Annotated in this window: 9 protein-coding genes; 6 read left to right on the top strand and 3 right to left on the bottom strand. The window is 32.4% G+C overall.

What is annotated here, in order from left to right; genetic code table 11:
• The first annotated feature begins 52 nt into the window (after window positions 1-52).
• Window positions 53-409, top strand: a complete 357-nt coding sequence (locus GQR95_RS09510; RefSeq protein WP_159022949.1) for a hypothetical protein — start codon at window positions 53-55, stop codon at window positions 407-409.
• 100 nt (window positions 410-509) lie between these two features.
• On the opposite strand, the gene htpG is transcribed toward GQR95_RS09510, so the two are convergent.
• Both htpG and GQR95_RS09520 read right to left on the bottom strand, forming a co-directional pair.
• Window positions 510-2,420: a molecular chaperone HtpG gene (gene htpG / locus GQR95_RS09515; protein ID WP_159022950.1), complete on the bottom strand. Its 1,911-nt coding sequence runs from the start codon at window positions 2,418-2,420 to the stop codon at window positions 510-512.
• Between the two features lie 157 nt (window positions 2,421-2,577).
• Complete coding sequence (locus tag GQR95_RS09520; protein ID WP_159022951.1) at window positions 2,578-5,007, bottom strand: S9 family peptidase; 2,430 nt, start codon at window positions 5,005-5,007, stop codon at window positions 2,578-2,580.
• A 177-nt stretch (window positions 5,008-5,184) separates the two neighbouring features.
• Here GQR95_RS09520 and GQR95_RS09525 point away from each other — a divergent pair, with 177 nt between their 5' ends.
• Together GQR95_RS09525 and GQR95_RS09530 are read left to right on the top strand one after the other, a co-directional pair.
• On the top strand, window positions 5,185-6,195 hold the full coding sequence (locus GQR95_RS09525; protein ID WP_159022952.1) for a 3-oxoacyl-ACP synthase III family protein: 1,011 nt from the start codon (window positions 5,185-5,187) through the stop codon (window positions 6,193-6,195).
• Between the two features lie 439 nt (window positions 6,196-6,634).
• Window positions 6,635-6,997: a CoA-binding protein gene (locus tag GQR95_RS09530; protein ID WP_159022953.1), complete on the top strand. Its 363-nt coding sequence runs from the start codon at window positions 6,635-6,637 to the stop codon at window positions 6,995-6,997.
• On the opposite strand, the gene GQR95_RS09535 is transcribed toward GQR95_RS09530, so the two are convergent.
• Window positions 6,968-8,410, bottom strand: a complete 1,443-nt coding sequence (locus tag GQR95_RS09535) for a sodium:solute symporter (RefSeq protein ID WP_159022954.1) — start codon at window positions 8,408-8,410, stop codon at window positions 6,968-6,970. The genes GQR95_RS09530 and GQR95_RS09535 overlap by 30 nt on opposite strands.
• Window positions 8,411-8,490: 80 nt before the next feature.
• On the opposite strand from GQR95_RS09535, the gene recR reads away from it, so the two are divergent.
• The 3 genes from recR to GQR95_RS09550 all read left to right on the top strand — a co-directional run bounded on the left by recR (window position 8,491) and on the right by GQR95_RS09550 (window position 11,665).
• Complete coding sequence (gene recR, locus GQR95_RS09540) at window positions 8,491-9,108, top strand: recombination mediator RecR (protein WP_159022955.1); 618 nt, start codon at window positions 8,491-8,493, stop codon at window positions 9,106-9,108.
• Between the two features lie 6 nt (window positions 9,109-9,114).
• A complete protein-coding gene (locus GQR95_RS09545) occupies window positions 9,115-10,212 on the top strand; it encodes a glycosyltransferase family 2 protein (protein ID WP_159022956.1) in 1,098 nt (365 codons plus the stop codon).
• Window positions 10,213-10,336: 124 nt separating this feature from the next.
• Window positions 10,337-11,665, top strand: a complete 1,329-nt coding sequence (locus GQR95_RS09550; RefSeq protein WP_159022957.1) for a dihydrolipoamide acetyltransferase family protein — start codon at window positions 10,337-10,339, stop codon at window positions 11,663-11,665.
• The last annotated feature ends 8 nt before the right edge of the window (window positions 11,666-11,673 follow it).

The following is an 11,673-nucleotide window of genomic DNA, read 5'->3' on the forward strand; positions in this document are numbered from 1 at the left end:
GATATTTTCGTTTTTTTAATAAGATAGATAATGTTAATTTAAAGAATATAGAATGAAAAAAAAGTTATTTTTTGCAGGGATGCTGCTGTTGGGGTTGAGTGTGAATGCATTAACTGTTAATCCTATTGTAGTAAACGTAGGAGACGTTGCAACCATAGGCGCACCAAGTACTTTTGCTTATGCATCGATAAAATTCCCAAAGAGTAATTTTATTATTAAACGTGGTGGAATTGTAAATTATAGCAACTTATCTGGTGTTAGAGTAGAGGTTGTAAGTATAGAAAACATAAACGGAACAAGAATTGTTGTAATTAAGCGGGCAGATGGACGTAAATTTTTTAATGTTTTGCCTACGGCTAAGGTAGAACTAGAAGCATCTGTTTATAAGAAGGAATTGGTTTTAAATTAATTTCCTTTTATAGATAAAATCAGAAAGCATTAAGAGTTTAAAAAAAAAAAATCCCCACTTTTAAATAAAGTGGGGATTTTTATATGTTGTAATTAGATGATTATTTAATCATACTATAACTACGTTTTATGAAGTTAGTAAGTTCTTCTCCTTTTAATAAACCTTGAGATAAACGAGCTAAATCTAAACTTTGTGTAATTAAACGTTTTTGGTCTTCTTCTGCTTCAGTATTTAAAATTTCTGAAACTAAAGGTGCATTTGTATTTACAACCAAATTGTACATTTCTGGCATACTACCAAACATGTTCATTCCGCCACCACCAGTTTGTTGCATTTCTTTCATACGACGCATAAATTCTGGTTGCGTAATAATAAATGGCGTTGCATCGCTATCAGAAGTTTCTAATTGTACTGTAAACTTATCTGCAGGGATAGCTGCTTTCAATACTTCTTCTAATTTTTTCTTTTCGTCTTCACTTAATTTAGAAATTTCGGTTTCGTCTTTCTTAATTAAATTGTTTACGTGATCTGCATCAACTCTAGAGAAAGTAATGTTTTCTTTAGAACCTTCTAATTTTTGCATTAAATGCGAAATAATAGGAGAGTCTAGTAAAAGCACTTGGTAACCTTTTCCTTTTGCATCTTGAATGTAACTGTGTTGTGCATCTTTATCTGATGTGTATAAAATAACAAGCTTACCATCTTTATCGGTTTGTGTGTCTTTTATTTTTTCAGTCAATTCTTCATATGTAAAATACTCACCATCTACAGTTGGATATAAAGCAAATGCTTCAGCTTTTTCGAAGAATTTATCTTCAGAAAGCATTCCGTATTCAATAACAATTTTTATATCGTTCCATTTTGCTTCAAAATCTTCACGGTTAGTATTGAATAACGATTTTAATTTATCTGCTACTTTTCTAGTAATGTAAGATGAAATTTTCTTAACAGCACCATCTGCTTGTAAATAACTACGAGACACGTTTAATGGAATGTCTGGAGAATCTATAACACCACGAAGCATAGTTAAGAATTCAGGAACAATACCTTCTACGTTATCTGTAACGAATACTTGGTTTTGGTATAACTGAATTTTATCTTTTTGAACGCCCATATCATTCGTCATCTTAGGGAAATATAAAATTCCAGTAAGATTAAACGGATAATCTACATTTAAATGAATGTGGAATAAAGGTTCTTCAAATTGCATTGGGTACAACTCACGGTAGAAATTCTGGTAATCTTCAGTTTCTAAATCTGCTGGTTGTTTTGTCCAAGCCGGATTAGGGTTGTTTATAATATTATCTACAGTAATTTTACGTTGAGGCTCTTTTGTTTCCTTTCCGTCTTTATCTGTAATTGTTGCAGGTTCATGCTCAGGATCGTTAATTTCCTTAGTTCCAAATTTAATTGGCACTGGCATAAACTTGTTATACTTAGAAAGTAAAGCACCTATACGCGCTTCTTCTAGAAACTCTGTAGAATCTTCTGAAATGTGAAGAATAATTTCTGTTCCACGTTCTGTTTTGTCAGAAGGCTCTAAAGTAAACTCTGGAGATCCGTCGCAAGTCCAATGTGCAGCAGGTTCGTCTTTAAACGATTTTGTAATAATTTCAACTTTATCTGCTACCATAAAAGCAGAATAGAAACCTAAACCAAAATGACCAATAATTCCAGAATCTTTAGCAGAGTCTTTGTATTTGTCTAAAAACTCTTCAGCTCCAGAAAATGCAACTTGGTTAATGTATTTTTCTACTTCTTCTGCAGTCATTCCTAAACCTTGATCGATAATATGAAGTTTTTTACCTTCTTTATCAATTTTAATTTCAAGTTTTGGATTACCATATTCTACAGTTACTTCACCTATACTAGTAAGATGTTTCAACTTTAGGGTTGCATCAGTTCCGTTACTAATTAATTCACGTAAAAATATTTCGTGATCGCTATATAGGAACTTTTTAATTAATGGAAAGATATTCTCTACCGAAACATTAATACTTCCTTTTGTCATAATATGTATGTTTTTAAATTGATTTAATTCTGATACATGTTAGTCAAAAAAAATACCAAGGATAGAAAAGTGACAATTTGACATTCATAAATAAAAAAAATGCCATTCGTATTGAATGGCATTTTTGTAGTAATAAAGTGTATTTAGGTTTAAAAACTTAATCTACTGTTTCGGTTTCAATCTTATTTTTTACATATTTTTCTAACCATTGGTCTTCTTCCCAAAGCATATGTAAAACCGATTCTTTTGCATAATAACTGTGGCTTTCACGTGGTAACATCACTAATCTTACAGGTGCACCTAATCCTTTTAAGGCATTAAAATAACGTTCACTTTGTAAAGGATACGTTCCAGAATTATTATCTGCTTCACCATGAATAAGTAATAAAGGTGTTTTCATTTTATCTGCATGCATAAAAGGTGACATGTTGTTGTAAACTTCTGGGGCTTCCCAGTAATTACGTTCTTCACTTTGGAATCCAAATGGGGTTAAGGTTCTGTTGTAAGCTCCAGAACGTGCAATACCAGCGGCAAATAAATTTGAGTGTGATAATAGGTTAGCTGTCATAAATGCGCCATAACTATGGCCTCCAACTGCAACACGGTTTCTGTCTATATATCCTAAACTATCTACAGCATCAATAGCGGCTTTTGCATTAGCAACTAATTGTTCTCTAAAAGTATCGTTAGGTTGGTTGTCGCCTTCACCAATAATTGGGAACGCTGCTTTATCTAAAACAACATAGCCTCTAGTTACCCAATATATAGGAGATCCATAGTTTAGATATGTAAAATCGTTAGCGTTTAAAGTGCTTTGTGCAGCACTATTTTTGTCTTTATATTCACGAGGATAAGCCCACATAAGCATGGGGTATTTTTTACCAGCTTCATAATCTGTTGGTAAATATAATGTCCCTGATAAATCTAATCCATCTGCACGTTTATAAGAAATAACCTCTTTTTTAACATTTTGAAGGCTTTTATAAGGATTTTCGAATTGCGTTAGTGGTTTTAAACTATTTCGCTTTTTAATGTTTCTAACGTAATAATTGGGATATTCGTTTTTAGATTCTATACTAACAATATATTCTCCTGTTTTAGCATTTAAAGCTGAAGAAATGCTTTCTACCTTATTTGTTAACTTGGATTGGTATAAACGTTTTGTTTTTTGAGTACTTAAATTTAATTCATCTACAAACGGGGATTTACCTGCGTCGCTATATCCTTCTCCAATTAAATACGCTGATTTTTTATTTAAATCTAAAACATATTCACTGAATTCGTTTTTAGTTGAAACAAAAGAACCTGGATCGCTATAAAGATCTTGGTAGTTACGATCGAATAATATTTTTGGCTCTTGACTAGCATCAGAAGGATTGAATACATAAGTTCTCGTGTTACGTGTATTCCACCAGGTATCGTAAGCGATAGCTGTTTGGTCGTTACCCCAAATAATATAGCTAAAACGATCTTTTGTTTTTAATAAAGAGGTTACTTTACCATCAAAAGGAGCGTCTTGTTCAAAAACTTCGTCACGGAAAGGAACTTCGTTTGCAGGATCTCCACCGTCTAAAACTTCTGCCCAATATAAAGTTGCAGGTTTATCACTTCTCCAGTCAAAATCTCTTTTTCCTGTACGTTCTGCCATAAATCCTTGTGGAAGGTCTTCTATTAATGGTACTTCTAAAACAGATTTTACTAAGTCGCCTTTAGCATCGTAAACAATAGATTTAGAAGGGAATCTATTATAAGGTACTAAATACGAAAAGGGCTTATTTATAGTTGTTATCATGATGTAATTACCATCTGGAGAAAACGAAATACCACGATACATGTCTGTTTCTTTCCATAAGGTTGCTTTACCATCTAAAGTTACTTTGTATAATTCTGATTGTGATAATTGTTCAAAATTATGTTCGTCGTTTTTATTCTTTAGTAAATCTTGATATGTTCTGTTTTGTGCTTTTACACCAGCTTCACTTACAGAAATAGTTGGTCCTGTAGGAATTGCTTCGCTTGTATTAATTAACGCTTTTCTGTTTTTTGGAAGCACCTTTACTAATAAAGCTTCACTGTTTTTAAACCAAGTTACAGGGTTTCCCATATTGGCATTTAAGTTTGCTTCGCTTATTTTTTTAGCAGAATTATCTTTAATATCTAAAAGCCATAATTCGACTCCGGTATTTACTGTTTTTGTAAATGTCATGTATTCTTGGTTGGGTGACCAAGAGAAATTAGCATAACGCCCTTCTTTAGGTAAACCTGTAATGGTTTTTGGTGTACCATTCTTTTTAGTGCTTAATTTAATATCTGTATAATATTTGGTACGACTACCAATATTAGTTACCGGATTAATTCTTAGACCACCTAAACGAAGTTCTGTTTCAGAGAGTTCTGCAATGGTTTTATAGCGGCTTCTGTATAGTAATACAATATGTTCGCCTTTGCCATCTATTCGAATTCTTGGAGCTAAAGGTGCTTCTGCTAATTCTAAAATGTTTTGATGTGGTTTTTGATACGTAAGGTTTTCTTGAGAATAACCTGTAAGTACGAAAAAGAGTAGAAAAAAAGAGAAAAAATGTTTCATGGGCAAGTGTAATTTGTGTTTAGAATTATTTTAAGCAGTTCAAGATAATAAAAAATAACGATGTGTACTCCATGTATTACTACGGTTATTGGTGTTAGGCATGCATAGTAATTGGAAAGCGGTTTAGAAACATTTTACATTTTAAATGATTAAATTGCGAGCTATAAAAGTTGATATATGTATAATTCAAAAATAATAGGTCTTGGATACTATGTTCCAGACAATGTAGTGACCAATGACGATTTGTCTAAACTAATGGATACTAACGATGCTTGGATTCAAGAACGTACAGGAATAAAAGAACGTAGATGGGTAAAACCCGGATCTGAAGATACTACATCTGTTATGGGTGTAAAAGCAGCAAAAATTGCTATCGAACGTGCTGGTATAGATAAAGATGATATTGATCTTATTGTATTTGCTACACTAAGTCCAGATTACTATTTTCCTGGACCTGGAGTACAAGTTCAAAAAGCATTAGATATAAAAACTGTAGGAGCAATAGATATTCGTAACCAGTGTTCTGGGTTTATTTATGGGCTTTCTGTGGCAGACCAGTTTATTAAAACAGGTATGTATAAAAATGTTTTAGTTATTGGTAGTGAAATACATTCTAAAGGATTAGATATCTCTACCAGAGGGCGAGGTGTATCTGTTATCTTTGGAGATGGTGCCGGTGCTGTAATATTAAGTCAAACAGAAGATAATACTAAAGGTATTTTATCTACACATTTACACTCTCAAGGAGAACATGCAGAAGAATTAGCTTTAATAGCTCCTGCAATGGGTACGCGTTGGGTAAGTGATATTTTAAGAGATAACGATCCTGAAGATGATAGTTACTTCCCGCATATGAATGGACAATTTGTATTTAAAAATGCAGTAGTTCGTTTTAGTGAAGTAATTATGGAAGGTTTAGTGGCTAATAATTTAGATAAAGATGCCATTGATATGTTAATTCCGCATCAAGCGAATTTGAGAATATCTCAATTTATTCAGAAGAAATTTGGATTGGCAGACGATAAAGTGTTTAATAACATTATGAAATATGGTAACACTACGGCAGCTTCAATTCCAATAGCTTTAACTGAAGCTTGGGAACAAGGAAAAATAAAAGAAGGAGACACCGTTGTTTTAGCTGCTTTTGGTAGTGGTTTTACTTGGGGAAGCGCGATTATTAAATGGTAAACGCTTAAAATAGATGTAAAATAAAAGCCGAAATGTACATTTCGGCTTTTTTGATTTTCAGCTAATAATTAATCTATGAGTTAAACACAATTTGCGAATAATAATTTTGACAAGAAGACTAATTCAAAAGTAAAATAATGATTCGTTTAATGTAGTTATGTAAATGTAACGAAAAAAGAGAGCGTCTATTGTTTTGATTATCAGTAATTTTGAAAAATTTAACACACTTAACACAATATTTGGAAAACTAAATGTGAATTTCTTGTGTTTCTTCCGTTTTTACTGATTTTTTCATCTTAAGCTTTTTTAATTTTTAAGACTATTTTTTAATAGTTTTTCAATTTTAGAGTGCATTTTTTTATTGATTGCTGTAAAATAAAGACCGTATTTTTTTTATATTGTTACATAAAATTTCAAATATTATCTTCAATAAAAAAATATGAATAAAAAAACATTGGTAATAGGAGCATCTTTAAAGCCAGAACGCTATTCTAATATGGCAATCAAAAAATTAATACATTATAGGCATGAGACTGTTGCTTTTGGTTTAAAAGTAGGCGAAGTTTCTGGTGTAACTATTAATACCGAATTGGTAAAATACAATGGTGTAGATACGGTAACGTTGTATCTAAATCCAAAACGTCAGGTTGCGTATTACGATTATATTATTAGCTTAAATCCCAAACGTGTTATCTTTAATCCTGGGACAGAAAATCCTGAATTTTATAAGCTTCTAAAAGAACATGGAATTACTTCAGAAGTAGCTTGTACCTTAGTCTTGTTGTCTACGAATCAATACTAGGCCTAAAAAGGTTAAAAATCCATTAAGAATTAGAATAAAAAAGCCAAATTCAAATCCAAACCATTTTAAGCTATTTACACTAATAATGTAAGATAAAATAGGAGATAGGATTGCTATTACAGGAACAAGTTTGTCTTTTACATTCCAGCGTGTAAATAAACCAAAACTATAAAGTCCTAATAATGGGCCATAAGTGTATCCTGCAAATACAAAGAGTTTAGCAATAACACTTTCGTCTTTAATAACGTATTTAAATACAATAATTACAAGTATTAAAAGGATGGAAATAAGTACGTGAATGCGTCTTCTAACTGTTATTTGTTTGGCTTGGTCGTATTTCTTTTCAATATCTAAAATATCTATACTAAACGATGTTGTTAAAGAGGTTAGTGCACTATCTGCACTACTATAAGCAGCAGCAATTAAACCGAGTAAGAAAAATATAAAGGCAACTGTTCCTAAATTGTGTTTTGCTAAAATGGGAAATAAGTCGTCTTTATGTGCATCAATACCATTTTGTTGAGCATAAACGGTAAGCAATAGACCTAAGCTTAAAATTACAAAATTGGTAACGGTTAATACAATGGTAAACCAGAACATGTTTTTCTGTGCGTCCTTAAGCGATTTACAAGTCAGGTTTTTCTGCATCATATCTTGGTCTAAACCAGTCATAACTATGGCAATAAAAGCACCAGATATAAATTGTTTCCAAAAATAATTAGCTGTTTTTACATCGTCAAAAAAGAACATTTTAGATAAATCGCTGTCAAGTACAAAGTTTAAAGTTGTTTTTCCTCCAAGATCCAGGTCTTGACTTACAGAATAAATTGCGACTCCAATGGCAACCAGCATAAATAAGGTTTGTAAAGTGTCTGTCCAAACAATGGTTTTTATTCCAGATTTAAAGGTGTATAACCATATTAAAAGCACAGTAATTGTTACAGTTTGCCAGAATTGAATGCCTAAATCGTCGAATAAAATAATTTGCAAGACATTAGCGACTAAAAATAATCTAAAACTAGAGCCTACAATTCTTGAAATTAAAAAGAAAGAGGCACCTGTTTTGTAGGCATAGTTTCCAAAGCGTTCTTCTAAATAGGTGTATATCGATGTTAGATTAAGTTTATAGTAAAGCGGAAGTAAAACGGTACCTATAACAATATATCCTACAACATAGCCAAAAACGACTTGCATATAACTAAATTGAGAAGCTTCAATCCAGCCTGGCACAGAAATAAAAGTAACACCAGAAAGCGAAGCGCCAATCATACCAAACGCAACAACGTACCATGGAGATTGTTTGTTTCCTTTAAAAAAGGCATTGTTATCGGTTTTTTTTCCGGTTAGGTATGAAATTAAAATAAGTACCCCAAAATAGGCGGCAATAAGTAGAATGATCTGAGTCGCGTTCATAAAATAGTTTTCGCAGACCAAAATACAAATTACAATGCGATAATAAATAAATCTTAAAACTAAAATTGTAAATTGGTCGCATGGAATTTTCTTCAAAATTATTAGAAAAGGCAGTTAACGAAATGTCGCAGTTACCAGGAATTGGTAAACGTACGTCTTTACGTCTGGTTTTGCATTTGTTACGCCAGCCAGAAACGCAAACAGTAAATTTGGCTCAGGCCTTATTGAATATGCGTACCGAAATTAAATTTTGTAAGTCATGTAATAATATTAGTGATAACGAACTGTGTGAAATATGTTCTAACCCAAGAAGGCAAGAAGACCTTATTTGTGTTGTAGAAGATATTCGCGATGTTATGGCTATAGAAAGCACGAGTTCTTATAAAGGATTGTATCATGTTTTAGGAGGGAAAATTTCGCCTATGGATGGTATTGGACCTCACGATTTAAACATTACACCTTTAGTAAATAAAGTAAAAGAGGGAGGTGTTAAAGAACTTATTTTTGCGTTAAGTCCAACTATGGAAGGTGATACGACTAATTTTTATATTTTTAAACAAATTCAAGATCTCGATGTTGTTATGTCTACAATTGCACGAGGAATTTCTGTTGGAGATGAATTAGAATATGCAGATGAGGTTACGTTAGGACGAAGTATTTTGAATCGAATTCCGTTCGAAGGATCACTAAAATCTTAAGTCGATTTGAAGCTATCTGTTATTGTATTAAATTATAATGTGCGTTATTTTTTAGAGCTCTGCCTTAAAAGTGTGGTAGAGGCTACCTCTAAAATAGATTCCGAAATTATTGTGGTAGATAATCATTCTGCAGATGCTAGTTGCGAGATGGTTAAAACAAAATTTCCGCAAGTTAAACTCATAGAAAATAAAACTAATTTCGGATTTTCTAAAGGAAATAATATAGGTGTTGAGCAAGCTAAAGGCGAATACCTGTGTATTTTAAATCCAGATACAGTTATTGCAGAAGACACCTTTGTAAAGATTTTAGAATTTGCAGAATCAAAATCTAATTTAGGTATTATTGGCTGTAAGTTAATAGATGGTTCAGGTAAATTTTTACCAGAAAGTAAACGCAATGTGCCAACACCAGAAGTCGCATTAAAAAAGATTTTAGGAGATACAACACCATATTATGCTAATCACTTACAAGAAGAGAGTGTAAGTATTGTAGACGTTTTAGTAGGTGCTTTTATGGTTCTGAAACGTGACGTTTATCTTAGTGTAAACGGCTTTGATGAAGACTATTTTATGTATGGAGAAGATGTAGACTTGTCTTATAAAATATTAAAAAACGGCTTTGATAACTATTATTACGGAGCTACAACTATTATTCATTTTAAAGGCGAATGTACCTTTAGAGATCGTAAATATGCCAAGCGATTTAATGGCTCGATGCAAATGTTTTATAAGAAACATTTTAAGAAAAGTATTGTCTTCGAAGCGTTAATTTGGGGAGGAATTAAATGTCTTACATTTTTAAATTTACAGCCTTCAGTTAAAAAACAAAAGGTTGAAAGTGTTGTTTTTCTCTCAGATTCAGAGGTTAAATCTTTAGAATCTGCTTTAAACTTCAAGCTAGAATTAAAACATAAAATTGATGTAGTAAGCAATTTTCAGCAAATCATTTTAGATAATAACATGCTGACATTTAAGGAGATTATCTCTATAATGCAATCATATCAATATAATAATACAATAACCTATCGTATTCTTCCTCAAGAGAGTAAATTTGTGCTTGGTAGCGATAATAAGGTGTCAAGAGGAATTGTTATTCATTTTTAGTACCTTTGCAAAACATTTCCGTTGTGAAAATGCAATAATAAGTTATTGCATGTTTTTAGGCTAAAAACGTCTTTATGTATTAATTTCGCAATTTTAACATTTAAAAAAGCTTTATATTATTAATATGACAAAATTTGAACTGAAATTACCTAAAATGGGAGAAAGTGTTGCAGAGGCAACAATAACTTCATGGTTAAAAGAGGTTGGAGAAACTATAGAAGCTGATGAGGCTGTATTAGAGATCGCGACAGATAAAGTAGATAGCGAGGTCCCGAGTGAAGTTGAAGGTGTTTTATTAGAAAAATTATTTAATGTTGATGATGTAGTACAGGTTGGGCAGACTATTGCAATAATTGAAGTTTCTGGAAAAGGAGCTGTTGCACCCGAACCATCCAATGAAGTTGAAGAAGTAACTCCAGAACCAGAAGCTGTTGAAGCTTTAGAAAAATCTTTTGAAGAAGCGAAAGAAACGGTAACACCCCAAACTGTAGTTTCTAGTAGTGATCGTTTTTATTCTCCACTGGTAAAAAATATAGCAAAAGCAGAAGGTATCAATCAATCAGAATTAGATACTATTTCGGGGACAGGGCTTGAAGGTCGTGTTACAAAAAACGATATTCTTGCTTATCTAGATAATAGAGGTGTGGCTAAACCGGTTTTAGAATCTGTAAACAATATACAGCCGCAAATTTCAACTCCTAAAGTTCAGATAGCAAAAGCGGTGACTCCAATAGTTGCTTCAGGCGAAGACGAAATTATCGAGATGTCTAGAATGGGTAAATTAGTAGCGAACCACATGGTAGATTCTGTTAATACCTCAGTACATGTGCAAAGTTTTATTGAAGCAGACGTTACTAATATCTGGAATTGGAGAAAGAAAGTAAAAGATGATTTTTATAAAAGAGAAGGAGAAAACTTAACGTTTACTCCAATTTTTATGGAAGCAATAGCGAAGTGTCTACGAGATTTTCCAATGATGAATATTTCATTCCAAGACGGAAAAGTAATTAAAAAGAAAAATATTAATTTAGGTATGGCTGCGGCCTTGCCTGATGGTAATTTAATTGTGCCTGTTATAAAAAATGCCGATCAGTTAAATTTAGTTGGTATGACTAAACAAGTAAATGATTTAGCAAAACGCGCAAGAGAAAATAAATTAAAACCAGACGATATTCAAGGCGGAACATATACGGTAACAAACATTGGTAGTTTTGGTACAATTATGGGAACACCAATTATTAATCAGCCACAAGTTGGTATTCTTGCTTTAGGAGCTATTAGAAAAGTGCCTGCAGTTATAGAAACTCCCGAAGGCGATTTTATAGGAATTCGTTACAGAATGTTTTTATCTCACTCTTACGATCACCGTGTGGTTAATGGAGCGCTTGGAGGCATGTTTGTAAAAGCGGTTAAAGATTATTTAGAAGCTTGGGATATGAACCAAGATATTTAAAAATATAA

Origin of the sequence: Formosa sp. L2A11 (genome assembly GCF_009796865.1) — a bacterium.
GTDB lineage: Bacteria > Bacteroidota > Bacteroidia > Flavobacteriales > Flavobacteriaceae > Formosa.

What these genes read in the sequence shown, in the direction of transcription:
- GQR95_RS09550 (WP_159022957.1), top strand. Translation starts at nt 10,337, where the DNA reads ATGACAAAATTTGAACTGAAATTACCTAAAATGGGAGAAAGTGTTGCA.
- GQR95_RS09510 (WP_159022949.1), top strand. Translation starts at nt 53, where the DNA reads ATGAAAAAAAAGTTATTTTTTGCAGGGATGCTGCTGTTGGGGTTGAGT.
- GQR95_RS09530 (WP_159022953.1), top strand. Translation starts at nt 6,635, where the DNA reads ATGAATAAAAAAACATTGGTAATAGGAGCATCTTTAAAGCCAGAACGC.
- GQR95_RS09520 (WP_159022951.1), bottom strand. Translation starts at nt 5,007, where the DNA reads ATGAAACATTTTTTCTCTTTTTTTCTACTCTTTTTCGTACTTACAGGT.
- htpG (WP_159022950.1), bottom strand. Translation starts at nt 2,420, where the DNA reads ATGACAAAAGGAAGTATTAATGTTTCGGTAGAGAATATCTTTCCATTA.
- recR (WP_159022955.1), top strand. Translation starts at nt 8,491, where the DNA reads ATGGAATTTTCTTCAAAATTATTAGAAAAGGCAGTTAACGAAATGTCG.
- GQR95_RS09525 (WP_159022952.1), top strand. Translation starts at nt 5,185, where the DNA reads ATGTATAATTCAAAAATAATAGGTCTTGGATACTATGTTCCAGACAAT.
- GQR95_RS09535 (WP_159022954.1), bottom strand. Translation starts at nt 8,410, where the DNA reads ATGAACGCGACTCAGATCATTCTACTTATTGCCGCCTATTTTGGGGTA.